This window comes from Streptomyces sp. NPDC001443, from assembly GCF_053597355.1.
This window is the reverse complement of record NZ_JBSFIA010000004.1, coordinates 99,075-125,682: the sequence shown is the minus strand read 5'-3', so window position 1 is coordinate 125,682 and position 26,608 is coordinate 99,075. Positions and strand designations below refer to the sequence as shown.

20 protein-coding genes are annotated in these 26,608 nt (G+C 71.6%); 4 read left to right on the top strand and 16 right to left on the bottom strand.

The window, feature by feature from the left end; genetic code table 11:
- Positions 1-3: 3 nt before the first annotated feature.
- Together ACWC24_RS07200 and ureA are read right to left on the bottom strand one after the other, a co-directional pair.
- Positions 4-1,713: an urease subunit alpha gene (locus ACWC24_RS07200; protein WP_450661834.1), complete on the bottom strand. Its 1,710-nt coding sequence runs from the start codon at positions 1,711-1,713 to the stop codon at positions 4-6.
- The gene (gene ureA, locus ACWC24_RS07195) at positions 1,710-2,414 is read right to left on the bottom strand and encodes an urease subunit gamma (protein ID WP_450661833.1); all 705 of its coding nucleotides are present in this window, start codon (positions 2,412-2,414) and stop codon (positions 1,710-1,712) included. Before ureA ends, ACWC24_RS07200 begins: the two co-directional genes overlap by 4 nt.
- Positions 2,415-2,592: 178 nt before the next feature.
- Between ureA and ACWC24_RS07190 the strand changes: the two genes are divergently transcribed.
- Positions 2,593-4,032, top strand: coding sequence for a cytosine permease (locus ACWC24_RS07190; protein WP_450661832.1), 1,440 nt, complete (start codon positions 2,593-2,595; stop codon positions 4,030-4,032).
- A gap of 16 nt (positions 4,033-4,048) precedes the next feature.
- Here ACWC24_RS07190 and ACWC24_RS07185 read toward each other — a convergent pair whose 3' ends face one another.
- A complete protein-coding gene (locus ACWC24_RS07185; protein WP_450661831.1) occupies positions 4,049-5,137 on the bottom strand; it encodes a branched-chain amino acid aminotransferase in 1,089 nt (362 codons plus the stop codon).
- Positions 5,138-5,388: 251 nt separating this feature from the next.
- On the bottom strand, positions 5,389-6,432 hold the full coding sequence (locus ACWC24_RS07180) for a 3-isopropylmalate dehydrogenase (protein ID WP_152887271.1): 1,044 nt from the start codon (positions 6,430-6,432) through the stop codon (positions 5,389-5,391).
- A gap of 142 nt (positions 6,433-6,574) precedes the next feature.
- Between ACWC24_RS07180 and ACWC24_RS07175 the strand changes: the two genes are divergently transcribed.
- The gene (locus tag ACWC24_RS07175) at positions 6,575-8,173 is read left to right on the top strand and encodes a purple acid phosphatase family protein (protein ID WP_450661830.1); all 1,599 of its coding nucleotides are present in this window, start codon (positions 6,575-6,577) and stop codon (positions 8,171-8,173) included.
- Positions 8,174-8,267: 94 nt separating this feature from the next.
- Here ACWC24_RS07175 and ACWC24_RS07170 read toward each other — a convergent pair whose 3' ends face one another.
- The 4 genes from ACWC24_RS07170 to ACWC24_RS07155 form a co-directional block, all read right to left on the bottom strand.
- Positions 8,268-8,399: a hypothetical protein gene (locus ACWC24_RS07170; protein ID WP_450661829.1), complete on the bottom strand. Its 132-nt coding sequence runs from the start codon at positions 8,397-8,399 to the stop codon at positions 8,268-8,270.
- Positions 8,400-8,581: 182 nt separating this feature from the next.
- On the bottom strand, positions 8,582-9,463 hold the full coding sequence (locus ACWC24_RS07165; protein WP_450661828.1) for an alpha/beta fold hydrolase: 882 nt from the start codon (positions 9,461-9,463) through the stop codon (positions 8,582-8,584).
- Between the two features lie 81 nt (positions 9,464-9,544).
- Positions 9,545-11,185, bottom strand: coding sequence for an L-glutamate gamma-semialdehyde dehydrogenase (pruA, locus tag ACWC24_RS07160; protein ID WP_450661827.1), 1,641 nt, complete (start codon positions 11,183-11,185; stop codon positions 9,545-9,547).
- Positions 11,186-11,223: 38 nt separating this feature from the next.
- A complete protein-coding gene (locus tag ACWC24_RS07155) occupies positions 11,224-12,150 on the bottom strand; it encodes a proline dehydrogenase family protein (RefSeq protein WP_450661826.1) in 927 nt (308 codons plus the stop codon).
- Positions 12,151-12,313: 163 nt separating this feature from the next.
- Here ACWC24_RS07155 and ACWC24_RS07150 point away from each other — a divergent pair, with 163 nt between their 5' ends.
- Complete coding sequence (locus tag ACWC24_RS07150; RefSeq protein WP_450661825.1) at positions 12,314-13,564, top strand: PucR family transcriptional regulator; 1,251 nt, start codon at positions 12,314-12,316, stop codon at positions 13,562-13,564.
- 64 nt (positions 13,565-13,628) lie between these two features.
- Here the strand turns inward: ACWC24_RS07150 and ACWC24_RS07145 are convergent, their stop codons facing one another.
- Together ACWC24_RS07145 and ACWC24_RS07140 are read right to left on the bottom strand one after the other, a co-directional pair.
- Entirely contained in the window at positions 13,629-14,090 is a 462-nt protein-coding gene (locus ACWC24_RS07145; protein WP_450661824.1) for a nucleotide triphosphate diphosphatase NUDT15, read from the bottom strand.
- Entirely contained in the window at positions 14,087-14,701 is a 615-nt protein-coding gene (locus ACWC24_RS07140) for a TetR/AcrR family transcriptional regulator (RefSeq protein ID WP_450661823.1), read from the bottom strand. Before ACWC24_RS07140 ends, ACWC24_RS07145 begins: the two co-directional genes overlap by 4 nt.
- A gap of 97 nt (positions 14,702-14,798) precedes the next feature.
- Between ACWC24_RS07140 and ACWC24_RS07135 the strand changes: the two genes are divergently transcribed.
- On the top strand, positions 14,799-16,361 hold the full coding sequence (locus ACWC24_RS07135; protein ID WP_450661822.1) for an MFS transporter: 1,563 nt from the start codon (positions 14,799-14,801) through the stop codon (positions 16,359-16,361).
- Between the two features lie 126 nt (positions 16,362-16,487).
- Here ACWC24_RS07135 and serA read toward each other — a convergent pair whose 3' ends face one another.
- The 6 genes from serA to ACWC24_RS07105 all read right to left on the bottom strand — a co-directional run bounded on the left by serA (position 16,488) and on the right by ACWC24_RS07105 (position 26,558).
- Positions 16,488-18,077, bottom strand: coding sequence for a phosphoglycerate dehydrogenase (gene serA, locus ACWC24_RS07130; RefSeq protein WP_450661821.1), 1,590 nt, complete (start codon positions 18,075-18,077; stop codon positions 16,488-16,490).
- A 301-nt stretch (positions 18,078-18,378) separates the two neighbouring features.
- The gene (gene ilvC, locus ACWC24_RS07125; protein ID WP_450661820.1) at positions 18,379-19,377 is read right to left on the bottom strand and encodes a ketol-acid reductoisomerase; all 999 of its coding nucleotides are present in this window, start codon (positions 19,375-19,377) and stop codon (positions 18,379-18,381) included.
- 119 nt (positions 19,378-19,496) lie between these two features.
- A complete protein-coding gene (gene ilvN, locus ACWC24_RS07120) occupies positions 19,497-20,021 on the bottom strand; it encodes an acetolactate synthase small subunit (RefSeq protein ID WP_450661819.1) in 525 nt (174 codons plus the stop codon).
- A 20-nt stretch (positions 20,022-20,041) separates the two neighbouring features.
- Positions 20,042-21,898 carry an acetolactate synthase large subunit gene (locus ACWC24_RS07115; RefSeq protein WP_450661818.1) on the bottom strand — a complete coding sequence of 619 codons (1,857 nt, stop codon included), beginning with the start codon at positions 21,896-21,898 and terminating at the stop codon, positions 20,042-20,044.
- Between the two features lie 235 nt (positions 21,899-22,133).
- The gene (locus ACWC24_RS07110; RefSeq protein ID WP_450661817.1) at positions 22,134-25,214 is read right to left on the bottom strand and encodes a putative bifunctional diguanylate cyclase/phosphodiesterase; all 3,081 of its coding nucleotides are present in this window, start codon (positions 25,212-25,214) and stop codon (positions 22,134-22,136) included.
- Positions 25,215-25,607: 393 nt separating this feature from the next.
- Positions 25,608-26,558 carry a 2-hydroxyacid dehydrogenase gene (locus ACWC24_RS07105; RefSeq protein WP_450661816.1) on the bottom strand — a complete coding sequence of 317 codons (951 nt, stop codon included), beginning with the start codon at positions 26,556-26,558 and terminating at the stop codon, positions 25,608-25,610.
- Positions 26,559-26,608: the final 50 nt, after the last annotated feature.

Genomic DNA, 26,608 nt, shown 5'->3' with positions numbered 1-26,608 from the left:
TCCTTAGAGGAAGTACAGGCGGTTGAGGGCGACCGAGTCGGCCGGTTCGGAGCGGACGGGCTCGCCGTCGAGGGTGACCAGGCCGGTGCGCTGGTCGACGTCGACCGCTCCGGTACGGGAGTTCAGGCGCAGGTCGGCGGGGCCGATGCCCCGGGTGCCGCGCACCGCGACCCGGCGTCGGCGGGTCGGCATCGTGTCGTTGCCCTGGTCCGCCGCGGCCCGCGCGACGAAGGCGACGGACAGGTCGGCGGGCGTGGCGCCGTACGCGCCGAACTGCGGCCCGAGCACGAGCGGTTCGCAGGTGTCGGTGGCCGCGTTGGGGTCGCCGGTCACGCCGTACGCCGGGAAGCCGGCCTTGAGCACGAGCTGCGGCTTGGCGCCGAAGTACTCCGGCCGCCACAGCACGATGTCGGCGAGCTTGCCGGTCTCGATGGAGCCGACCTCGTGCGCGAGGCCGTGCGCGATGGCTGGGTTGATGGTCAGCTTGGCGATGTAGCGCAGGACCCGCTCGTTGTCGTGGTCCTCGGGGGCGCCGAACTCGGCCTTCATCTTCCCGGCCATGGCGAACGTACGGCGTACGGTCTCCCCCGCGCGCCCCATGCCCTGCGCGTCGGACGAGGTGATGCCGATCGCGCCCAGGTCGTGCAGCACGTCCTCGGCGCCCATGGTGCCGGCCCGGATGCGGTCGCGGGCCATGGCGGCGTCGCCGGGCAGGTCGGTCTTGAGGTCGTGGACGGAGACGATCATGCCGTAGTGCTCGGCGACCGCGTCCCGGCCGAAGGGCAGGGTGGGGTTGGTGGAGGAGCCGATGACGTTCGGCACGCCCGCCATCTTCAGCACGTTCGGCACGTGTCCGCCGCCGCAGCCCTCGATGTGGAAGGCGTGGATGGTGCGGCCCTCCAGGACGCGGAGGGTGTCCTCGACCGAGAGGCACTCGTTCAGCCCGTCGCTGTGCAGGGCGACCTGGACGTCGTGCTCCTCGGCGACGCGCAGCGCGGTGTCCAGCGCCCGGGTGTGGGCGCCCATGTCCTCGTGCACCTTGAAGCCGGAGGCGCCGCCCTCGGCGAGGGCCTCGACCAGCGGGGCCGCGTGCGAGGAGGAACCCCGGCCCAGGAAGCCGATGTTGACCGGCCAGGCGTCGAAGGCGCCGAAGGCGTGCCGCAGTGCCCACGGCGAGTTGACGCCGACGCCCCAGACCGGCCCGAACTCCTGCCCGATGATCGTCGTCACGCCGGAGGCCAGCGAGGCCTCCATGATGCGCGGCGACAGCAGGTGGACATGGGTGTCGACGGCCCCCGCGGTGGCGATGAGCCCCTCGCCGGAGACGATCGAGGTGCCGGTGCCGACCACCACGTCGACCCCGTCGAGGGTGTCGGGGTTGCCGGCCCGTCCGATGGCGTGGATACGGCCTTCGCGGATGCCGATGGAGACCTTGCGGATCCCCTGCACGGCGTCGATCACGACGACGTTGCTGATCACGACGTCGCAGGTGTCGCGGACCGCGGCCGCCTTGAGGTGCAGACCGTCGCGGGCGGTCTTGCCGAAGCCGGCCAGGAACTCGTCGCCGTGCCGCTGGGCGTCGGACTCGACGCGGATCGTCAGACCGGAGTCGCCGAGGCGGACCCGGTCCCCGGCCCGCGGACCGTGGGTGGCGGCGTACTCGTACGGGGTGAGACGGCGGGTGTCGGCGGGGTGGCCTCCGGGGCGGCTCATCGCTCGGCCTCCTGGTCAGGGGTGTGCGGTACGCCGAGGTAGCCGCAGGCGGCGGCCCGGCGCAGGGCCTCCTCCCGGGCCCCGGGCGCGTCGAGCGGCCCGTCGACGAGGCCGGCGAAGCCGATCGCGATCCGCTCGCCGCCGATCGGCACGAGCCCGACCTCGGCGCTCTCGCCGGGGCCGAAACGCACCGAGGATCCGGCCGGGACCGCCAGCCGCATCCCGTAGGCCCGTCCGCGCGGGAAGTCGAGGCGCGGGTTGGCCTCGAAGAAGTGGAAGTGGGAGGTGACCGAGACCGGGACGGCCGCGGTGTTGGTGACCGTCAGCCGGACGGCCGCCTCGGGCTCGGCGTGCTCCGGGCCCGGCAGCAGCGCGCCCGGTCCTTGGTCGCCCAGTCCGCCGCCGATCGGGTCGCTGACCACCGCCAGGCGCGAGCCGTCGTCGAAGACGGCCTCGACGTGCACCTCGGTGACGACGTCGGCGACGCCCGGCAGGACGTCCTGCGGCCCGAGCACGGACCGGGCCGCTGCGATCGCCTCCGCGAGCCGCCGGCCGTCGCGGGCGGCCTCGCAGACGGTGTCCGCGATGATCGCGGTCGCCTCCGGCACGTTCAGCCGCAGACCGCGGGCGCGGCGGGCACGGGCCAGTTCGGCGGCCCCGAAGAGCAGCAGCCGGTCACGTTCTGTGGGGGTCAGTCTCACGGCACGGCACCTCCTTGCCTTCCTCAGGTTAGAGCATCACTCTAAACGTCGGATTCATTCAACCGAAACATTGACGGTCGACCTTCGGACACGTCACATTGAGCGTCGCTCAAACTGTGCTCGGGAAGCACGCACTCATTCCTGCCCGAGGTTTGTCGTAGGTCGAAGGAGACCGGTCATGCCGATAGAACAGCGCGGAGTCGACACCATCCCCGACGAGGAACGCACCAGCGGGCCGCGCGACCTCGTGTCGATCCTGCTCGGCTCCAACCTCTGCCTCGGCGTGATCATCTTCGGCTGGCTGCCGCCGTCCTTCGGGCTCGGCTGGTGGGCCTCGGTCAGCTCGGTCGTGGTGGGCACGCTGGTCGGCACCGCCCTGACGGCTCCGCTGGCGCTGGTCTCGCTGCGCACGGCGACCAACCTGTCCACCTCCTCCGGCGCCCAGTTCGGGGTGCGCGGCCGACTGGTCGGCTCGGTCGTCGGACTGCTGCTCGCCCTCGGCTACACCGCGCTGACGGTGTGGATCGGCGGCGACGTGATGGTCGGCGTGCTGCACCGGCTGTTCGGGATGTCGGCCTCCGGGACCGCGTACACCCTGGTGTACGGGCTGCTCGCGGCCGCGACCGTGGCCGGCGCGGTCTACGGCTACCGGGTGCTGCTGGCCATGTCCCGCGCCCTGGCGGTCGTCATGACGGCCCTGCTGATCCTGGGCGTGATCGCGTACGCCCCGCACTTCACCACCGCCGCGCTGCCGGAGGCCGGCGGCTATCTGCTGGGCGGGTTCTGGCCCACCTGGCTGCTGGCGACGGTGGCGGCCGGTCTGTCCGGGCCGATCGCGTTCATCACCCTGCTGGGCGACTACACCCGCTACATCTCCCCCGCCCGCCACTCCTCCCGCCGGGTCCTGCACGCCACCTGGCTCGGCCTGATCCTGGGCCTGCTCGTCCCGCAGCTGTTCGGCACCTTCACGGCGTACGCGGCGGGCGCGGCCCTCGACTACGCGGGCCCCCTGGTCGACGCCTCCCCCGGCTGGTACCTGGTCCCGCTGCTGCTCTCCGCCTCGGCGGGCTCGGCCGGCAACGCGGGCCTGATGCTCTACTCCATGGGCCTGGACCTGGACGCCATCCTGCCCCGGGCCTCCCGGGCGCGGGCCACGGTCACGGTCGCGGTGGTGGCGACGGCGTGTGTGTTCATCGGCCACTTCGCCTGGAACGCCCAGTCCGCGATGACGTCCTTCGTGCTGCTGCTGACCGCGATCGGCACCCCCTGGGCGGTCATCACCCTCATCGGCTTCGTGCGCAGCGGCGGCCACTACGACGCCGACGCCCTCCAGGTGTTCAACCGGCGCGCGCGGGGCGGGATCTACTGGTTCCGGGCCGGCTGGAACGTACCGGCCACGGTCTCCTGGGCGCTGGGCGCGGCGGTCGGTCTGCTGGCGGTGTCGCTGCCGTCGTACGAGGGTCCGCTGCTGTCGCTGACCGGCGGGGTGGACTGCAGCTTCCTGCTGTCGGGGCTGGTCGGCGGGGCGGTCTACCTGCTGTGGACGGCCCGCGCCGCGAACGGCGGAGCCGCCGCGGACGAGGAGTCCACGGCGGCCCTGGTGAGCAGCGAGGCCTGAAAGCCCTGGTGATCGCCTAGCCCAGCTCGTGCATCCAGCCGTGCTTGTCCTCGGCCGTGCCGCGCTGGATGTCGAGCAGCGCCCGGCGCAGGCGCATCGTGACCTCGCCGGGCTCGCCACCCGACTGGCTCCACTCGGCACCGGCCCGCTTGACCTTGCCGACCGGGGTGATGACGGCGGCGGTGCCGCAGGCGAAGACCTCGGTGAGGGTGCCGCTCTCGGAGTCGGCCTGCCACTGCTGGATGGAGACGCGGGCCTCCTCCGCCTCGTAGCCCAGGTCGCGGGCGACGGCCAGCAGGGAGTCGCGGGTGACGCCCTCCAGGATCGAGCCGCTGAGGGTCGGGGTGACGATCCGGTTCCCGTACACGAAGTACAGGTTCATGCCGCCGAGTTCCTCGACCCACTTGTGCTCGACCGCGTCGAGGTAGCAGACCTGGTCGCAGCCCTGGGCGGCCGCCTCGGCCTGGGCGAGCAGGGAGGCCGCGTAGTTGCCGCCGGTCTTGGCGTCGCCCATGCCGCCGGGGACGGCGCGGACGCGGTCCTCGGACGCCCAGATGGAGACCGGGCGCACGCCGCCGGGGAAGTAGGCGCCGGCCGGGGAGGCGATGACGATGAACAGGTACTCGTTGGCGGGCTTGACGCCCAGCCCGACCTCGGTGGCGATCATGAAGGGACGCAGGTAGAGGGACTCCTCGCCGCCGTGCGCCGGCACCCAGTCCTTGTCCTGCTGGACCAGCAGGTCGCACGCCTCGACGAAGGTCTCGACCGGCAGCTCGGGCATCGCGAGCCGGCGGGCGGAGCGCTGGAACCGCAGGGCGTTCTGGTCCGGACGGAAGGTGGCGACGGAGCCGTCGGGGCGGCGGTAGGCCTTGAGCCCCTCGAAGATCTCCTGGGCGTAGTGCAGGACGTTGGTGGCCGGGTCGAGCGGGATCGCCGCGTACGGAACGAGCTGGCCGTCGTGCCAGCCGCGCCCCTCGGTCCACTTGATCGTCACCATGTGGTCCGTGAAGTGGCGGCCGAACCCGGGGTTGGTCAGGATCGCCGCGCGCTCCGTGGCGGAGAGCGGGTTGGCGGAGGGCTTCAGCTCGATCGTGGGCGTCGTCATGAGTAGGTGTCCTTCACCGGTTGTAGTGACGGGCCGCGCTCACTCCCGCACGGCCGGTGGCCAGTGCTAGGACGTCCGAGCATTCCCTCATACCGCGGCTCCGCGTTCGATTATCGCGCGGGGCGTGCGGCGGAAGAAAACGGGGTGAATGCGGCCCAGGGATTGATGGTGGCACCCCGGCGAGGCATACGGAAAGCCGCCGGGTGCTGATGCGACCCGGCGGCTTCGAGTGATTCGAGTGGCGCGGCGGGTCAGCCGGCTACTCGTACGGAGAGGGCGTCGCCGATCTCCGTGGTGCTGCGGGCGGGCTGCCCGACGCGCTCCGCGAGGTCGGCGGAGACGGCGTCCTCGATCCGGGCCGCCTCGGCCTCGTAGCCGAGGTGGCGCAGCAGCAGGGCGACGGACAGGACCGTGGCGGTGGGGTCCGCCTTGCCCTGGCCCGCGATGTCCGGGGCCGAGCCGTGCACCGGCTCGAACATGGACGGGAACGCGCCGGTCGGGTTGATGTTCCCGGAGGCGGCGACGCCGATGCCGCCGGAGACGGCCGCGGCGAGGTCGGTGATGATGTCGCCGAAGAGGTTGTCGGTGACGATGACGTCGAAGCGCTCGGGCTGGGTGACCAGGTAGATGGTCGCCGCGTCGACGTGGATGTACTCGGTGGTGACCTCGGGGAACTCCTCGGCCACCTTGTTGAAGATGTTCGTCCACAGGTGCCCCGCGAAGGTGAGCACGTTGTTCTTGTGGACCAGCGTGAGCTTCTTGCGCGGGCGGGCCTGGGCGCGGGCGAACGCGTCACGGACCACACGCTCGACACCGAAGGCCGTGTTCACCGAGACCTCGGTGGCGACCTCGTGCTCGGTGCCCTTGCGGATGGTGCCGCCGTTGCCGGTGTACGGGCCCTCGGTGCCCTCGCGGACCACGACGAAGTCGATCTCGGGCTGGCCGGCCAGCGGCGTGGCGACACCCGGGAGCAGCTTCGAGGGGCGCAGGTTGACGTGGTGGTCGAAGGCGAACCGGAGCTTGAGCAGGAAGCCGCGCTCCAGGACGCCGGACGGCACCGACGGGTCGCCGATCGCGCCGAGCAGGATGACGTCGTGCTGCTTGAGCGCGTCGAGGTCGGCGTCGGTGAGGGTCTCACCGGTCGCGTGGTAGCGCCGGGCGCCGAAGTCGTACTCCTTGGTCTCCAGCTTCACATCCTGCGGGAGGACGGCGGAGAGGACCTTGAGACCCTCGGCCACGACCTCCTGGCCGATGCCGTCACCGGGGATCACTGCGAGATTGATGCTGCGAGACATGCGGGCACCCTACTCCTCGTCCCATGGAATGACACGGGGCGTCCGCGATACGGACACCCCGATGGCGGACGGACTCATCCCGTCGAGTGGCGTTCACCCTCGCGTACGGCGGGTGTTGGCGCGCGCCGGGAAGTTCACCGCCATGGACCTTCCCGATGTCGGCATCCCGCCGCGGCTCGCGCGCCGGATGAGCATGGCGGACCAGTACGAGTACCTGCGCACGCGGCCGACCAGGCGCCGCGCGCTGGTGACCGCGGGCGCGGTGGCGGGCGGTCTGCTGACCGGCTGCTCCGCGACAACGGCCGCCGGGACGACGGCGAGCACGGCCTCGGGGACGACTGCCGGGACGGTGGCCGCGGGACCGTTGCCGACGGGATCCCACGTGCCCGGGTCCGCCGTCGTGCCCTTCGGGCGGCATCTCGCCTTCGGAGCCGATCCGCGGACCGGGATGCGGGTCTCCTGGCAGGTGCCGGCCGCGGTGCGCCGCCCGTATCTGCGCCTGGGGCCGCGGCCGGACGAGCTGGGCTCCCGGGTCGAGGCCGAGGTGCGCGCCCTGCGCACACCGGGGGTGCCGGGGGTGCGCCCGGCGGTGGAGCAGTACTACGTGCACGCGGCACTGGACGGACTGCTGCCCGGCACGACCTACTGGTACGGCGTCGGGCACGACGGCTTCGACCCGGCCGCGGCCGGGCACCGCGCCACGATCGCGTCCTTCCGGACGGCCCCGGCGACCCCCGGGACATTCGTGTTCACCGCCTTCGGCGACCAGGGCGTCTCCCGGGCGGCGGCCTCCTGCGACCGGCTGCTGCTGACCCGCGCGCCGGCCTTCCATCTGCACGCGGGCGACCTCTGCTACGCGGACGGCAGCGGGCAGGGCAAGCCGTCGGACGGCTACGACCCCACCGCCTGGGACCTGTTCCTCCGGCAGAACGAGCCGGTGGCCCGCTCCGTGCCGTGGATGGTGACCACCGGCAACCACGACATGGAGGCCTGGTACTCCCCCGACGGCTACGGGGGCCAGCTGGCCCGCTTCTCGCTCCCGGACAGCGGCTTCGACCCGCGCACCGCGCCGGGCGTGTACTCCTTCGTCTACGGCAACGTCGGCGTGGTGGCGCTGGACGCGAACGACGTGTCGTACGAGATCCCCGCCAACCTCGGCCACACCCAGGGCCGGCAGACGGCCTGGCTGGAGCGCAGGCTGCGTGAGCTGCGGGCGGCCGACGGCGTCGACTTCGTCGTGGTCTTCTTCCACCACTGCGCCTACTCGACCTCGGCGCACGCCTCCGACGGCGGGGTGCGCGCCGCCTGGGTGCCGCTGTTCGCACAGCACCAGGTGGACCTGGTGATCAACGGGCACAACCATGTGTACGAGCGGACCGACGCCGTGAAGAACGGCGAGGTGGGCAGGCCCGTGCCGGTCGGCGGGTCGACGGACCCGACCCGGGACGGGACCGTGTACGTCACCGCCGGTGGCGGCGGCCGGGACCTGTACGGCTTTCCGGCGGGCGCCGACGAGAGCTACGAGGGCCGGGTGGCCCGCCACGAACCGGTCGAGACGTTCCACTGGACGAGGTCGCGGCAGCAGAACGCCGAGACCGTGGCGTGGTCACGGGTGCGCTACCGCGGCTTCTCCCTGCTGTCCGTGGAGGCGTCCGGCGGGACGACCCCGCGGCTGCGGGTGTCGGCGCTCGCCGCGAACGGCAGGCGCGTCGACCAATTCGAGGTGCGGCGCGGGGTGTAGAGCTTCGGAGCTCTCGGACCCCGCGCCGCAGCCCGACGGGTGCGGCTCCCGGCCCAAGGGGTGACGATCCAGGCGTGCGGTGAAGGAGGTCGGCTCAGTGGCCGGTCTCGCCGCCGTTGTCACGACGGTCGAGGGCGCGCTGGAGTGCGGCCGCGGCGTTCTTGCGGTCGGACTCGCTGTTGCGGGAGGTGTGACGGACTCGGCGGCGGACGGTCGTCTCGGCCATGGGAAATCGACTCCTTCGAAATCCGGGAGCGCGGAAAGGGGGTACGAGACGCCGGAAAGGGCGGGGAGCCTGGCCGCAGGGGTTGCCTGCACGGGGCCCGGCTCACGACCGCCATTCGCTGGATCGAGCGAGACGTTCGGCTCCTACAACGCTAAGGGAGAAGCGCGCCACTGTCTCTACAATTACTCGGACTTCCTACTATCTGAGACGGCGCGCGCCACCGCCTCCGTGAAACCCGTCGGTTCCTCGGTCCACAGCATGTGGCCGGCCTCCGGCAGGGTTACCCGGCGCACCCTCGGCAGGGCCCGCTCCAGCGAGTCCACGGCCGAGCGGGGCCGGATGTCGTGGGCTCCGTCGAGGATCGTCACCGGCACCCGCAGGGCCCGGCAGGCCTCGTACAGCTCCGCCGTGCCGCAGCGCAGGCGCCGTTCCCGGTCGAGGGCCCGGTTGCAGGCGTCGTTGACCGCGAACCACGGCTCGGCCATCCGCGCGGCGAGCTCCGGCGCGCGCTCGCGGTCGGCGAACTCCGCCGACCACCGGAGCACCGCCCGCTCCCGCTCCCGGCTGTCGTCCCTCGGCGGCCGGTCCGTCAACTCCCGCCAGTGGGCCAGCCGTCCGGGGCGGTCGGCGAGCCGGGCGAGGAAGTTCGCCGCGTAGGCGTCGCGCCAGTCGGCGTCGGGCCCGATGCCGGTCCCCGCCGCGTAGACCAGCGCGCTCACCCGCTCCGGGTGCGCGAGCGCGTACTCCAGCGCGAGCTGGGCGCCCCAGGAGTGGCCGAGCAGCGCCGTCCGGCCGAACCCGAAGTGGCGCCGTACGGCGTCCAGGTCGGCCACGAAGCGGGCGGCCGTCCACGGTCCCGCGCACCGCTCGGACCGGCCGCACCCGCGCTGGTCCCAGCGGACCACCGTGGCCAGAGCGGCGAGCGGCCCGGCCGCGTCGGCGAACATGTCCCACAGGCCGGGTCCGCCGTGGCACAGCACCAGCGGCTCGCCCCGGCCGGAGCAGCTCGCCCACAGCCGTACGCCGTCGTCCGTGGTCACCGTCTCCTGCTCCGCACGGGCCATGGGGACAGTCTGCCCGCGCACACACCGACGGGCCGGGCCGGATCGAGTCGATCCGGCCCGGCCCGTGCGGGGTCAGGGGGTTCAGCCCATGTGCGGGTAGCCGTACTCGGTCGGCGGGACCAGCGTCTCCTTGATGGCGCGGGTCAGCGTCCAGCGCATCAGGTTCTGCGGGGCGCCGGCCTTGTCGTTGGTGCCGGAGGCACGGCCGCCGCCGAAGGGCTGCTGGCCGACGACGGCGCCGGTCGACTTGTCGTTGATGTAGAAGTTGCCCGCCGCGAAGCGGAGCTTCTCCATCGTGTAAGCGGTCGCCGCGCGGTCGCCGGAGATGACCGAGCCGGTGAGGGCGTAGTCGGACGCGGACTCCATCTGGGTCAGCATCTCGTCGTACTTTTCGGCCGAGCTGTCGTCGTACACGTGCACGGCGAGGAAGGGGCCGAAGTACTCGGTCGTGAAGACCTCGTTCTCCGGGTCCGTGCACTCGACGACGGTCGGGCGCACGAAGTAGCCGACGGAGTCGTCGTACGTGCCGCCCGCGACGATCGTGCAGGTCGGGTCGGACTGGGCGCGGTCGATGGCCGCCTTGTTCTTGGCGAACGACCGCTCGTCGATGACCGCGCCGATGAAGTTCGACAGGTCGGTGACGTCACCCATGGTCAGCCCGTCGACCTCGGCCGCGAACTCCTCCTTGAAACCGGAGTTCCAGATGGAGGCCGGGATGTAGGCGCGCGAGCTCGCCGAGCACTTCTGGCCCTGGTACTCGAAGGAACCGCGGGTCAGGGCGGTCTTGAGGACCGCGCGGTCGGCCGACGGGTGGGCGACCACGAAGTCCTTGCCGCCGGTCTCGCCGACCAGACGCGGGTAGGAGCGGTACTTCTCGATGTTGTTGCCGACCGTCTTCCACAGGTACTGGAAGGTCTTGGTCGAGCCGGTGAAGTGGATGCCGGCCAGGTCGCGGTGCTCCAGCGCGACCTTGGAGACCTCGATGCCGTCACCGGTGACGAGGTTGATGACGCCCTTGGGCAGGCCCGCCTCCTCCAGGAGCTGCATCAGCAGCACGGCGGCGTGGGTCTGCGTCGGGGACGGCTTCCAGACGACGACGTTGCCCATGAGCGCCGGGGCGGTGGGCAGGTTGCCCGCGATCGCCGTGAAGTTGAACGGCGTGATCGCGTAGACGAAGCCCTCCAGCGGGCGGTGGTCCATGCGGTTCCACACACCCGGGGAGTTCGCCGGGGGCTGCTCGGCGAGGATCTGGCGGGCGTAGTGGACGTTGAAGCGCCAGAAGTCGACGAGCTCGCAGGGGGTGTCGATCTCGGCCTGCTGGGCGGTCTTGGACTGGCCGAGCATGGTGGAGGCGGCCAGCGTCTCGCGCCAGGGACCGGCCAGCAGCTCGGCGGCGCGCAGGATGATCGCCGCGCGGTCGTCGAAGGACATCGCGCGCCAGGCGGGGGCGGCGGCGAGGGCCGCGTCGACGGCGTCCTGGGCGTCCTGCTGCGTGGCGTTGGCGTAGGTGCCGATGCGCGCCTTGTGGTTGTGCGGCTGCACGACGTCGAAACGGTCGCCGCCGCCCATGCGCTTCTCGCCGCCGATGGTCATCGGCAGGTCGATCGGGTTCTCGGCCAGCTCCTTGAGCTTGACCTCCAGGCGGGCGCGCTCGGGCGAGCCGGGGGCGTAGCCGTGCACCGGCTCGTTGACGGGGGTGGGGACCTGGGTCACAGCGTCCATTTTTTCCGTAACTCCTTGAGTCGAGCGGGTGTTCGGTCTCAGCCCTTGGTGAGGATCGAGCGGGCGAAGAAGAGGAGGTTGGCCGGCTTCTCCGCCAGGCGACGCATGAAGTAGCCGTACCAGTCGGTGCCGTACGCGGTGTAGACGCGCATGCGGTGGCCCTCGGCGGCGAGCCGCACGTGCTCGTCGCTGCGGATGCCGTACAGCATCTGGAACTCGTACTCGTCCAGCTTGCGCCCGGCGGTCCGCGCGAGCTCCTGCGCGATGGAGATGAGGCGCGGGTCGTGGGACCCGATCATCGGGTAGCCCTCGCCCTCCATGAGGATCTTCAGGATGCGGACGTACGCCTTGTCGGTGTCCGACTTCTTCTGGTACGCGACCTCGGCGGGCTCCTTGTAGGCGCCCTTGACGATGCGCACGCGGCTGCCGGCCGCGGCGAGCCGGCGGGCGTCGTCCTCGGTGCGGAAGAGGTAGGCCTGGATGACACAGCCGGTCTGCGGGAAGTCCTTCCGCAGCTCCTCGTGGATGGCGAACATCGAGTCGAGGGTGGTGTGGTCCTCGGCGTCGAGCGTGACGGTGGTGCCGATGGCGGCGGCGGCCTCGACGACCGGGCGGACGTTGGCCAGGGCCAGCTCGTGACCGCCCTCCAGGGCCTGCCCGAACATCGACAGCTTGACCGACATCTCGGCCTTGGTGCCGAGACCGAGCTCCTCGAGGCGGCCGATCAGCTCCAGGTACGCGTCCCGGGCGGCGTAGGACTGCTCGGGGGTGGTGATGTCCTCGCCGACGACGTCCATCGTGACTTCCAGGCCCTTGCCCGTGAGGTCCTTGATGATCGGGACGACCTGGTCGACGGTCTCACCGGGGATGAAGCGGTCGACGACCGGCTTGGTCACCGGAGCGGCCGAGATCAGACGGCGCATCCGGTCGCTGCGCGACGCGGCGAGAATCACGGGACCCAGCACGGGGCACCTCCACAGACAAGCACGAAACGGCCGCTCACCGACGATTCGGGTACGGCACGGAGAACCACCGTGAAACCTAAGGATCTCTCCGATCGTGGGCCATCGACAGCTGTCACGCATCCGTGCCCCGGTTCTCAGACAGATGTATGAAGGGCCCCCGTGGATGCGGGAGAATGCCGGAGTGACGTCGGACGCCGCGCCCTTCCACCACCGGGCTGACTACCAGGAGCTGGTCGACGAGCTCTCGGAACTGCTGGGCGCCCCGGCGACGCTGGAGAACCGCGACTTCGAGCTGATCGCCTTCGGCGCGTACGACAGCGAGGACGAGCTGGACGCCGCGGCCCTGGACCCGGTGCGCACCCGCTCGATCCTGACCCGCCGCTCCACGACGGCGGTGCGCACCTGGTTCGAGGGCTTCGGCATCACCCGGGCGGCAGGACCGGTGCGGATCCCGCCCACCCCGGAGGCGGGCGTGTACCGGGGCCGCATCTGTCTGCCGGCCCGTCATCGGGGTGTCGTCCTCGGCTACGTGTGGCTGCTGGACGACGACCCGGGCCCCTCCGAGGCGCAGCTGGCCGCCGCCATGCGGGTCGCCGGCCGGATCGGGGAGCTGCTGGCCGACGAGGCGCAGCACGGCGCCGACCTGTCCCGGGAGCTGCGGGCGGTACTGACGGCCGAGCGCGGCTGGCAGCAGGAGATGGCGGTGACGGAGCTGCGCACGGCACTGGGCGCCCGCGCGGACGGTCTGCACGCGGTCGTCTGCGTGGCCCCCTGGCGGACGGAGGATCCGCAGGCCGCGCCGTCGGCGCGGGCGGTGCCGCACGCCACCGCCCTGTGCACGGTCCCCCGGGGCGCCACCGGGCAGAGCCTCGCGGTACTGGTGCGGCTGCGGTCCGCGGACGTGCGCGCGCCCGCGCTGACCACGGCCGCCCGGCTGCTGAAGGAAGGGGCCGCGGGGGCGGCCGGGGTGCAGGAGGGGGCCGCCGCGGCCGGGGTGAGCGAGGCGCGCACCGGTCTCGCCGAACTGGCCGCCGCCTGGCACGAGGCCTCGGCGGCGGCGCGGGCCGCGCGGGCGGAGCCCCGGCTCGGGCCGGTCGCCGAGTGGTCGGCCATCGGGCCGTACCGGCTGCTGACCGCGCTGCCCCCGGCAACCGCCCGCGACCGTGCCGTACAGGCCCTGCTGTCCCCGGCCCAGCGGGACCTCGCGCGCACCGCCGAGGCCTACCTCGACTGCGCGGGCCAGGCCGGGCGTACGGCGGCGGAGCTGGGCATCCACCGTCAGACCCTGTACTACCGGCTGTCCCGGGTCGAGCAGCTCACGGGGCTGGACCTGGACGACGGGGAGGACCGGCTGCTGCTGCACATGGCGCTGAAGGGCGCGCGGCTGCGGGACGACGGAGCCGACGCGCGCTGAGCGCCGGGTCCGTGGACAGGCCGTCAAGGGTGCCGGATCACGCCCGGGGCCGTGCGACAGGCCGTCAAGGGTGCCGGACAGCGCCCGGGTCCGTGGGGTAAGCCGTCCAGCCCGCCGGGACCGGCCGCCCGTGCCAGAGCGCCAGCAGGGTCTCGCTCGCCGGGTAGAGCGGCCCGGGCGCCTGCGCCGGGCGCACCCAGCGCCACTCGGCGAAGACGTCCGGCTCGGTGAGCACGGCCTCGCGGGACTCCCGCAGCCGTGCCGCCACGCAGGCGGTGACCCCCACGGCCGACGCGTCGGTGCGCAGGGTGACGGCGAAGGCGCGCACGTCGTGCAGGACCGCGGCGGGTATGCCGGTCTCCTCCCCGGCCTCGCGCACCGCCGCCTGTTCGAAGGTCTCCCCCGGCTCCACATGGCCGCCGGGCAGGCACCACGTCTCGGGCTCGCCCCGTTTGACGCGGCGGCCGATGAGGATCAGGCCGTCCGGGTCGAGCAGCAGGGCTCCGACACCCACGACCCCGTTCACGCGCGCTCCGCCGCGGCCAGCACCCGGCGCAGGCCCTCGGTGAGCTGTTCTGCGCTGGTGGCGGTGTCCGGGTCGAAGACCCACTGGACCATCAGCCCGTTGAGCAGGGTCTGGTAGAAGCGGCCCTCGGTGTCCACGCTCTCGCCGTCGAGCTGTTCCTCCGGAACGCCGTTGAACAGGGGCAGGATCCCCGAACGGCCCTGCTCCTGCGCCGCCGCCAGAAGCTTGCGCACCTCGGGGAGCTGGTCCCCCTGGAGGATGAGCTCGAAGCTGAGCAGCCACACGGCCCGGGAGTGCGGGACGGACCGGATGATGTTCCCCCACACCTCCTGGAAGCGTTCCAGCGATCCGGGGGGCGCCGAGGCCCCGCCGCCCGCGCCCCAGCCAGGGCCGGGGTCGGAGCCGGAGCCGGGGTCGGAGCTGTCGCCCATCTCCTCGATCAGCGAGATGTAGGCCTGCACCAGCAGGGCGTCCTTCGAACCGTAGTGGTAGCCGATCGAGGCGAGGTTGGTCCCCGACTCCTTGACGATGTCGCGGGCCGTGGTGCGCACGAAGCCCTTCTGGAGCAGGCAGCGCTTGGCGCCTTCGAGCAGTTCCTCACGATGTCCCATGCACGACACCCTACCGCCGATCCATACAACCGTCCTAGACGCGTGACTTATACAAGCGTTCTAGACAACCGTTTAATACGTGCGTACATTCCTCGGCATGACGAACTCGCCGAGCACCGACCGACCCGGCACCAACCCGACCGAGACCACCGCGCCAGGCACCGCCACACCCCCGGCCGCCCTCGCCGGCCGCCGCGAGTGGACCGCCATGGCCGTGCTGATGCTTCCGCTGCTGCTGGTCTCGATGGACGTCTCCGTCCTCTACTTCGCGATCCCGGCGATCAACGCGGATCTGGCGCCCAGCGGAACCCAGCAGCTGTGGATCTTCGACATCTACGCGTTCGTCCTGGCCGGCCTGCTGATGACCATGGGGTCGCTCGGCGACCGCATCGGCCGGCGCAGGCTGCTGCTGATCGGCGCCGCCGCCTTCGGTGCCGCCTCGGCGGTGGCCGCCTACGCGAACAGCCCCGAGACCCTGATAGCGGCCCGCGCGGTCCTCGGCGTCGGCGGCGCGACCTTGATGCCCTCGACCATGGCGCTGGTCCGCACGATGTTCACCGACCCCGGCCAGCGCGCCAAGGCGATCGGTCTGTGGTCCGGCGTGATGACGGCCGGGATCGCACTGGGCTCGGTGCTCAGCGGGGTACTCGTGCAGTTCTTCTGGTGGGGCTCGGTGTTCCTGGTCAACCTGCCCGCGATGGCGCTGCTGCTGGTCCTCGGCCCGGTCCTGCTCCCCGAGTCCAAGGACCCGCGGCCCGGCCGCTTCGACTGGCCGAGCGTCCCGCTCTCCATGGCCGCGGTGCTCCCCGTCGTCTACGGCCTGAAGGGCATCCCCTCCGACGGCTGGAACGTGCGGTACGTAGTCGCGATCACCGTCGGCCTGCTCTTCGCGGTCCTCTTCGTCCACCGCCAGCGCACGGTGGAGCACCCGATGATCTCTCCGGCCCTGTTCCGCGGCACCGGCTTCGCCCCGGCCGTCGTCCTCAACCTCGTCTCGTCCTTCGCGATGCTGGGCTCGGCGTTCTTCACCACCCAGTACCTCCAGTCGGTGCTGGGCAAGAGCGCGATGGAAGCGGCCCTGTGGGCGCTGCTGCCGTCCGTACCGATCGGCATGGCCGCCCCGGCGGCGACCGCCCTGGTCCAGAAGGGCGTCAACCGCGCCTATGTCGTCACCGCGGGCCTGCTGATCGGCGCGGCCGGCTACAGTCTGCTCGCCCTGGCCGGCACCGACTCCCTCTGGCTGGTCCTGACCGCGTGCGGGGTGCTCGCCTCCGGCATCGTCATGGTCATCTCCCAGATGACGGACCTGGCGCTGAGCGCGGCCCCGGCCGAGAGCGCCGGTTCGGCCGCCTCCCTCCTGGAGACCGGCGGGGAGTTCGGCGGCGCCCTGGGCATGGCGGTCCTCGGCTCCATCGGCACCGCGGTCTACCGCCACGCGATGCCGTCCTCGGCACCGGCCGGGGCCCGCGAGACGCTGGGCGGCGCGCTCGCCCTCGCCGGCCGGCTCCCGGGGCGCACGGGTGACGCCCTGGCGGCGGCGGCGCGGGCGTCCTTCACCGACGGGATGCAGGCGGCCGGGATCGCGGGGGCGGCGCTGCTGGTCGCGGCGGCGGTGCTGGCGGCGCTGACCCTGCGGAAGATCCACGTCAAGGCCGGGTGACCGCCTGCGGGGTGACGGCACACGAAAAGGCGCCGGGCGGGCTGAGGATCCTCAGCCCGCCCGGCGCCTTTCACACGCGGTTCGCGGGAGCCCGGGAGCGCCGGCCCCCGGGCATGCCGGACAGACTCAGACGAGGTTGACCGACCGGGCCGACGTCGCGCCGATCTCCGCCGAGACCTCTGCCAGCACCGTCGGCGGCACCGTGTCGTCCACGGTCAGCACGGCCAGCGCCTCGCCGCCGACCGCCGCACGGGCGACCTGCATACCGCCGATGTTGATACCGGCCTCACCGAGGATGCGGCCCACCGTGCCGACGACGCCCGGACGGTCCTCGTAGCGCAGCACCACCATGTGGTCGGCGAGCGCCAGGTCGACGTCGTAGTCACCGACGGCGACGATCTTCTGGAGGTGCTTGGGGCCGGCCAGCGTGCCGGAGACGGAGACCTCCTCGCCGTTGCCGAGGGTGCCGCGCACGGTGACCACGTTGCGGTGGTCGGGCGACTCGGAGCTGGTGGTCAGCCGCACCTCGACGCCGCGCTCCTGCGCGAACAGCGGGGCGTTGACGTAGGAGACCGTCTCGGCGACGACGTCCTCGAAGACGCCCTTGAGCGCCGACAGCTCCAGCACCTTCACATCGTGCTGGGTGATCTCGCCGTACACCTCGACGTCGAGGCGGACCGCGACCTCACCGGCCAGCGCGGTGAAGATCCGGCCGAGGCGCTCGGCGAGCGGCAGACCCGGCTTGACGTCCTCGGCGATGACACCGCCCTGGACGTTCACCGCGTCCGGCACGAGCTCGCCGGCGAGGGCGAGGCGCACGGACCGGGCGACCGCGATGCCCGCCTTCTCCTGCGCCTCGTCGGTCGACGCGCCGAGGTGCGGGGTGGCCACGACCTGGTCGAACTCGAACAGCGGGGAGTCCGTGCAGGGCTCCTTGGTGTACACGTCGAGACCGGCGCCGGCGACCCGGCCCTCCTTGAGGGCGGAGTACAGCGCCTCCTCGTCGACGATGCCGCCGCGCGCGGCGTTGACGATGCGCACGCTCGGCTTGACCTTGCGCAGCGCCTCGTCGCCGATCAGGCCGACCGTCTCGGGGGTCTTGGGCAGGTGGACGGTGATGAAGTCGGAGACCTCGAGCAGCTCGTCCAGGGACAGCACCTTCACACCCATCTGGGCGGCGCGCGCGGGCTGCACGTAGGGGTCGTAGGCGACGACCTTCATGCCGAACGCGGACATGCGCTGCGCGACGAGGGCGCCGATGCGGCCCAGGCCGACCACGCCGAGGGTCTTCTCGGCCAGCTCGACACCGGTGTACTTGCTCCGCTTCCACTCGCCGTTCTTCAGGGCGGTGTTGGCCTGCGGGATGTGGCGCGCGGTGGCCAGGAGCAGACCGCAGGCGAGCTCGGCGGCGGTCACGATGTTCGAGGTGGGGGCGTTGACGACCATCACGCCGGCCTTGGTCGCCGAGGAGACGTCCACGTTGTCCAGGCCGACGCCGGCTCGCGCGACGACCTTCAGCTTCTTGGCGGCGGCGACGGCCTCGGCGTCGACCTTGGTGGCCGAGCGGATCAGAATCGCGTCGACGTCGGCGATGGCCGGGAGCAGTTCGGCTCGGTCGGCTCCGTTGCAGTGCCGGATCTCGAAGTCCGGGCCCAGCGCCTCCACGGTCGCGGGCGACAGCTCTTCGGCGATCAGTACGACAGGTTTCGAGCTCACGTGAGTCCTCACAAGTCTGGGGCACCTCCCATGCCCGCCAGGCCATGGGGGCGCGTGCGGACGGCCGTCCCGACGGCCGCAGGCGGAGGAGGGGGCTAGCCGCGTGGAAGACGCACGACGCTGTGGGCCTGACGCGTATGTAGTGGAGCAGTGTAGTAGTGCGGCAAAGGCTGTCTTGCGCCTCTGCGTAAGGATCACCCGTCCGTGGCTGGACGGGTTGGACAACACACTGATTCCCGGTGTTACCCAGGGTCTGCCGAAAGGGCCGGAGCGCGCCGCCCCGGCCCTTCGGTCACAAGGCTTACGCCTCCTCGTCGACCCAGCTCATCAGCTTGCGCAGCTGCTTGCCGGTGGTCTCCAGCAGGTGCTCGGAGTCCTGCTGCTTGTACTCGTTGTACTTCTTCAGACCGCCGTGGTACTCGTCCATCCAGTTCTTGGCGAACGTGCCGTCCTGGATCTCGGCGAGGACCTTCTTCATCTCGGCCTTGGTGGCGTCGGTGATGATGCGCGGACCGGTGACGTAGTCGCCCCACTCGGCGGTCTCGGAGATCGACCAGCGCATCTTCTCCAGGCCGCCCTCGTACATGAGGTCGACGATCAGCTTCAGCTCGTGCAGGCACTCGAAGTACGCGATCTCCGGCTGGTAGCCGGCCTCGGTCAGCGTCTCGAAGCCCGCCTTGACCAGCGCGGCCGTGCCACCGCACAGGACGGCCTGCTCACCGAACAGGTCGGTCTCGGTCTCCTCGGTGAAGGTCGTCTTGATGACGCCGGCCCGGGTGCCGCCGATGCCCTTGGCGTACGACAGCGCCAGCGCGAAGGCGCCACCGGTGGCGTCCTGCTCGACGGCGGCGATGCACGGAACGCCGCGGCCCTCCTCGTACTGACGGCGCACCAGGTGGCCCGGGCCCTTCGGGGCGACCATGCAGACGTCCACGCCGGCCGGGGGCTTGATGAAGCCGTAGCGGATGTTCAGGCCGTGGCCGAAGAACAGCGCGTCGCCGTCCTTCAGGTTCGGGGCGATGGACTCCTCGTAGACCTGGGCCTGGATCGGGTCCGGCACCAGGATCATGATGACGTCGGCCTCGGCGGCGGCCTCGGCGGGCGTCACCACGCGCAGGCCCTGCTCCTCGGCCTTCGCCTTGGACTTGGAGCCCTCGTGCAGGCCCACCCGCACGTCGACACCCGAGTCACGCAGCGACAGGGCGTGCGCGTGGCCCTGGCTGCCGTAGCCGATGACCGCGACCTTGCGGCCCTGGATGATGGACAGGTCGGCGTCGGCGTCGTAGAACAGCTCGGCCACTTTGGGTTCTCTCCTTGGTGTGCAGGTGTTGCTCTCACCGTATGACGATGAGGGGAAGGGTAGGTTTCGGGTCTCGGTATACGGGCGGCCCGCCGACGGCCGGCCGCCCCTACCCAGACTTACGCAGATCGGTCCAGCGCGCGCAGCGACCGGTCCGTGATCGAGCGGGCGCCGCGGCCGATGGCGATCGTGCCGGACTGGACGAGTTCCTTGATGCCGTACGGCTCCAGCATCTTGAGCATGGCCGTCAGCTTGTCGCCGCTGCCGGTGGCCTCGATGGTCACGGCCTCCGGGGAGACGTCGACGGTCTTGGCGCGGAAGAGCTGGACGATCTCGACGATCTGGGAGCGCGTCTCGTTGTCGGCGCGCACCTTCACCAGAACGAGTTCGCGCTGAACGGCCGAACCCGGCTCCAGTTCGACGATCTTGAGCACGTTGACGAGCTTGTTGAGCTGCTTGGTGACCTGCTCGAGCGGCAGGTCCTCCACCTGCACCACGATGGTGATGCGGGAGATGTCGGGGTGCTCGGTGACACCCACCGCGAGCGAGTCGATGTTGAAGCCGCGGCGGGAGAACAGGGCGGCGATCCGGGCGAGGATGCCGGGCGTGTTCTCGACCAGGACGGAGAGCGTGTGCTTGGACATTGCGGTGTGGTCTCTCTCGCTCAGTCGTCTTCGTTGTCGCCGAAGTCGGGGCGGACGTCCCGGGCGGCCAGAATCTCGTCGTTGGAGGTGCCTGCGGCGACCATAGGCCACACCATCGCGTCCTCGTGGACGATGAAGTCCACGACGACCGGGCGGTCGTTGATGGAGTTCGCCTCCGCGATGACCTTGTCGAGGTCGTCCGGCGACTCGCACCGGATGGCGTGACAGCCCATCGCCTCCGACAGCTTCACGAAGTCCGGGATGCGGGTGCCGGCGCTCGGCTCCTTGCCGGTCGCCCCCGGACCGGAGTGCAGCACGGTGTTGGAGTAGCGCTGGTTGTAGAACAGGGTCTGCCACTGGCGGACCATGCCCAGGGCGCCGTTGTTGATGATCGCGACCTTGATCGGGATGTTGTTCAGGGCGCAGGTCGTCAGTTCCTGATTGGTCATCTGGAAGCAGCCGTCGCCGTCGATCGCCCAGACGGTCCGGTCCGGCACGCCCGCCTTGGCGCCCATGGCGGCGGGGACCGCGTACCCCATGGTCCCGGCGCCGCCGGAGTTCAGCCAGGTCGAGGGCTTCTCGTACTGGATGTAGTGCGCGGACCACATCTGGTGCTGGCCCACGCCCGCCGCGAAGACCGTGCCCTCGGGGGCGAGCTCGCCGATGCGCTGGATGACCTGCTGCGGGGAGAGCGAGCCGTTGTCGGGCTGCTCGTAACCCAGCGGGTAGGTCTCGCGCCAGCGGTCGAGGTCCTTCCACCAGGCGGTGTAGTCGCCCTTGTGGCCCTCGCTGTGCTCCTTCTGCACCGCCTGGACCAGGTCCGCGATCACCTCACGGGCGTCACCGACGATCGGCACGTCCGCCTCGCGGTTCTTGCCGATCTCCGCGGGGTCGATGTCCGCGTGGACGATCTTGGCGTGCGGGGCGAAGCTGTCCAGCTTGCCGGTGACACGGTCGTCGAAGCGGGCGCCGAGGGCGACGATCAGGTCGGCCTTCTGCAGCGCGGTGACGGCGGTGACCGACCCGTGCATGCCCGGCATCCCCACGTGCAGCCGGTGGCTGTCGGGGAACGCGCCCAGCGCCATGAGGGTGGTGGTGACGGGCGCTCCGGTGAGCTCGGCGAGGACCCTCAGCTCGGCGGTGGCCTTGGCCTTGATCACTCCGCCGCCGACGTAGAGGACGGGCCGCTTCGCGGAGGTGATCAGCTTGGCGGCCTCGCGGATCTGCTTGGCGTGCGGCTTGGTCACCGGGCGGTAGCCCGGCAGGTCCATGACCGGCGGCCAGGAGAACGTGGTCTGCGCCTGGAGGGCGTCCTTGGCGATGTCGACCAGGACCGGTCCGGGGCGGCCGGTGGAGGCGATGTGGAACGCCTGCGCGATCACCCGCGGAATGTCCTCCGCCTTCGTGACCAGGAAGTTGTGCTTGGTGATCGGCATCGTGATGCCGACGATGTCCGCCTCCTGGAACGCGTCGGTCCCGATCGCCTTGGAGGCGACCTGGCCCGTGATCGCGACCAGCGGCACGGAGTCCATGTGGGCGTCCGCGATCGGCGTGACCAAGTTGGTCGCACCCGGCCCCGAGGTGGCCATGCACACGCCGACCCGGCCGGTGGCCTGCGCGTACCCGGTGGCCGCGTGGCCGGCGCCCTGCTCGTGGCGGACCAGGACGTGGCGCACCCGGGTCGAGTCCATCAACGGGTCGTAGGCGGGGAGGATCGCACCGCCGGGAATGCCGAATACCGTGTCGGCCCCGACCTCCTCGAGGGAGCGGATGAGGGACTTCGCGCCCGTGACGTGCTCGACGGACGCGGACTGTCCTCCGGATCGGGGCCGCGGCTGCGGATGGTGGGCCCCGGTGGCCTGCTCGGTCATCGTCATTCTCTTCTCGATGCTGAGGGTTTTTGCGAAGTTCGTGCGGTGTGCGGCTGTTGCACGCCAGGCTCTGTGCAACAAAAAACCCCTCGTGCCGAAAGGCAAGCGAGGGGAGCGCGCCGGTGAGGTCGCTGGGGATTCCGGATCCTCTCCGGTCGTTCCCAGCTCAGCCGACGCGCTGTCCAAGTACGAGAATTCGGGTGCGCATGGCACTGACCCTCCCCCCGGCGCACATCCACTGTCAAGTGGGTGGGACGGGAGTCTCATTATGTGAGCGGAGAGCCGTTCCGCCCCCGAGGACGGCGGCCACCCCGCCCGGGTACGCCCCGGCGCCACCGCCGCCCACGAACGCGGGCTCGGCCGGTCCGTGCGGCACCGGATAGTGGCCGGAGGCGAGCGCCCGGCGCAGCCGGTACTCGTCCAGCGGGCCGGAGAACGCCATGCCCTGGCCATGGGTGCAGCCCATCGCGCGCAGGGCGACGACCTGCTCCGGAAGGTCCACGCCGTCGGCCACGGACTGGAGCCCCAGATCGCTCGCGATCCGCAGCAGCCCGCTGGTGATCTTGTGCAGCCGGGCCGACTCCACGACCCCTTCGACGAGCGAGCGGTCGAGTTTCAGCACGTCGACGGGAAGTCTGCGGAGCGCCGTGATGGCCGCGTAGCCGCTGCCGAAGCCGTCCAGGGCGATACGGACACCCAGGCGCCGCAGGGCGCTCAGGCGGCGCTCCAGCTCGTCCAGCGGCACCCTGGGCTCGGTGTCTGCGAGCTCTATCACCAGGGACCCCGACGGCAGGCCGTGCCGGGTCAGCAGGGCCTCGACGGAGCCGAGCGGCATCGAGCGGTCGAGCAGCCGGCGGGCGCTGACCCGCACGACCACCGGCACGCCCAGGCCGGTCCCGATCCGTTCGGCGGCCTGTTCGACGGCCTCCTCCAGGACCCAGCGGCCCAGCTCGGCGGTCTTGTCGCTGTCCTCCGCGACCCGCAGGAACTCGGCGGGCGTGAAGAGCACGCCCTGGGAGGAGCGCCAGCGGGCCTGGGCGGTGACCGAGGCGATCCGGCCGTCCTCCAGGCCGACCACGGGCTGGTGCAGCAGCGCGAACTCGCCGTCGTGCAGCGCGGCACGCAGCCGTGTGGCCAGTTCGGCCTTGCGCACGACGTCCTGCTGCATCTGCGGCTTGTACAGCTCGACCCGGCCCTTGCCGGCGGCCTTGGCGCGGTACATGGCGAGGTCGGCGTTGCGCAGCAGCTCGCCCGCGCCGAGGCCGGGCTCGGCGAAGGCGACGCCGATGGACGCGGCGACGCGGACCTCGTTGCCGTCGATCACGTACGGCTGGGAGAGCGTGATCCTGAGGCGGTCGGCGAGCTCCAGGATGTGGCGTTCCCGGGCGGTACGGTCCCGGGTTCCGTCGCCGGTGATCAGGGCCGCGAACTCGTCGCCGCCCAGCCGGGAGGCGGTGTCCCCGTGCCGGACGGCGTCCTGCAGTCTGCGGGCGGCCTGGACCAGCAGCTCGTCCCCCGCCTGGTGCCCGATCGTGTCGTTGACGGCCTTGAAGCCGTCGAGGTCGATGAAGAGCACGGCGGTGCCGCGCAGGGCGGTGCGGTCGGCGGCTCGGCGGCCCGACAGCGCCTGCTGCACCCGCCGGGTGAACAGCGCGCGGTTGGGCAGGTCGGTGAGCGGGTCGTGCTCGGCGTTGTGCTGGAGCTGCGCCTGCAACCGCACCCGCTCGGTGACGTCCCGGCTGTTGAAGATCAGACCGCCGTGGTGGCGGTTGACGGTGGACTCGACGTTCAGCCAGCCTCCGTCACCCGACCTGAAACGGCACTCGATCCGGGTGGTGGCCTCCTCCAGGGGGCTGGCGGCGAGGAAGCGGCGCACCTCGTGCACCACGCAGCCCAGGTCCTCCGAGTGGATGAGAGCGGCCAGTTCGGTGCCGACCAGGTCCTCCGCGGGCCGTCCGTAGACCCCGGCGGCGGCCGGGGAGACGTACCGGAGGATGCCGTTGGGTGCGGCGATCATGATGACGTCGCTGGAGCCCTGCACCAGGGAGCGGAAGTGGTTCTCCTGCTGCGCCAGTTCCTGGGTGAGGGTGATGTTGTCGAGGAGCATGATGCCCTGGCGCACCACGAGGGCGAGGACGACCGTGCCGCCGGTGAAGAGCACCACCCGGTCGACGCTGTGTCCGTCGAGGACGTTGTAGAGGATGCCCAGCGTGCAGACGGCGGCGGCGAGGTAGGGCGTGAGGGCGGCGAGGGATCCGGTGATGGGCCGGGTGACCGGATACCGGCTGTGATCACCGCCCTGCGGCGCCCCGGGGGACGCTCCCTCGGGGGTCCCGTCGGACACGCCCGGCGGTGTGCCCCGCTCCGGGTCGCGCGGTGTCTGCTGCGGCGGCTCGCCGGAGTGGCCGCCGGGACGCTGTCCGGGCAGGTGCTCGCGCACCACGCGCGTGTGCCCTTCGTCGCCCGTCGGCTCCTTCGGCCGGGGCGCGGCCCAGGGGGCGTACGCGAGCAGCAGGGAGCCGGCGAACCAGCCCGCGTCGAGCAGCTGGCCGGAGCGGTAGTTGTCGTGCAGCAGCGGCGAGGTGAACAGGGCGTCGCACATCACCGTCAGGGCGAGCGCGCCGATCGCGGTGTTGACCGCGGTGCGGTTGACCGCCGAACGCCGGAAGTGCAGCGCGAGCACCATGCTGACCAGGGCGATGTCGAGCAGCGGGTAGGCCAGCGACAGCGCGGTGTGCGCCACGCTCGGCCCGTCGAACTTCGCCGCCTGGGCGAGCGCCAGGCTCCAGGACAGGGTGATCAGCGAGCCGCCGATCAGCCAGGCGTCCAGGACCAGGCAGACCCAGCCGGCCTTGGTCACCGGCCGCTTGGCCAGCACCAGCAGCCCCACGATCGCGGGCGGGGCGAAGCACAGGAAGAACAGGTCGGCGTAGCTGGGGCTGGGCACGGGCCGCTCCAGGACGACCTCGTACCACCCCCATACGCCGTTGCCCAGGGCGGCCATCGCCGAGGACAGGGCGAACAGCAGCCAGGCCGACCGGAAGCGGACGCGCCGGGTGCGCGCGTAGAGGAAGCACGACACGGCGGCGCTGCCCGCCGCGGCACTCAGCCCGAAGTCACCCATGATCAGCGCGACTTCGTCGGAGCCCCAGCCGAGCGCGGAACCGACGGCGTAGACCGCGCACGCCAGGGCCAGGGCGAGCTGGTGGACCAGGCTCGAGCCGCCGCCGGGGGCCGAGGGGCCGAACAGCGGCGCCCGCACGGCGGGCTGCGCGCGCAGCGTCCCGTCGAGGGCGGTCACGGAAGGCCGGAGCGAACTCACCGGTCCCTCCCGCTCCGCGCGGCCCCCGGGTCCCCGGGGTCCCGGTGCGCTGGATGCGCTCTCCTGCGACAGCTGTGCCTGCGGTGGTGATGGTTGTGGTTACCACTGTGATCGGCATGGTGACCGCGTCGTCTACGCGCGGCCGTGCGCCAGGGCCGCCGTCGGCGGTCCCGACGCGTCGGGTCGGTCGTCCATAGGCCGTGCATCGCCCGTCGCCCCCCTCACAAGTCTGAAATATCCATCCCCGGCGCCGAACGGTGCGCGGCGCAGCCCCTGTCGGGACGATACACCAGTCTCGTCACTCAGGGACATAGTTCCTCTACGCTCCGTAACGACGCAGGACAGGCGGGCACGCACCGCGCCCGCGGGACTGCGGAGGGTGCTCGCCGTGGCTCACATGTCGGTCGCGCCTGTCGTACGGATCACGTGGCGCAGCGGCTGCCGGTTCACGAAACGCCCCAACTGGTCGACCAGCAGCCGCTTGGCGCGGGGCAGGAACGCGGACGTCGGACCGCCGACATGCGGGCTGATCAGCACACCGGGCGCGTGCCACAACGGGTGGCCCGGGGGCAACGGTTCGGGGTCCACGACGTCCAGGGCGGCGGTGATGCGACCGCTCTCCAGCTCCCTGAGCAGCGCCTCGGTGTCGACGACCGGCCCGCGGGCGACGTTGACCAGCAGCGCGCCGTCCTTCATCCGGGCCAGGAAGGCCCCGTCGACCAGACCGCGGGTGCTCTCCGTGAGCGGGGTGGCGAGGACGACGACGTCCGCCTCCGGGAGCAGGGCGGGCAGTTCGGTGAGCGGATGCACCCGCCCGCGCGCCGTGGTGCGCTCGGAGCGCGCGACTCGCGCCACCCGCGCCACCTCGAACGGGACGAGCCGGTCCTCGACGGCCTCGCCGATGGCTCCGTACCCGACGACGAGGACGTTCTTGTCGGCGAGCGCCGGCCGGAAGCCGCCGGCCCACCGGCCCTGGTCCTGGGACCGCACGAAGTCGGGGATGCCCCGCAGCGAGGCGAGGATCAGGGCCAGCGCGAGTTCGGCCGTGCTCGCGTCGTGCACTCCGCGCGCGTTGCACAACTGCACGCCGGGGCGCAGGTACTTGAGACCGGGCTCCACATGGTCGGTGCCGGCGGACAGCGTCTGGACCACCTGGACGGAGCTCATCGCCGGCAGGGGACGGAGGGTGACGTCGGCGGGTTTCATGTAGGGCACGACGTAGAAGGCGCAGTCGGCCGGGTCCGCGGGGAAGTCCGCCTCGCCGTTCCAGAACAGGTATGCGGGCCCTTGCGGAAGGCCCTCGATCTCGTCCGGCGGAATGGGAAGCCATACGTCAGCACTCATGGTCAGGAGGCTATGTCAGGCCAACCGGAGGCAGAGGTTAGGTTGGAGGC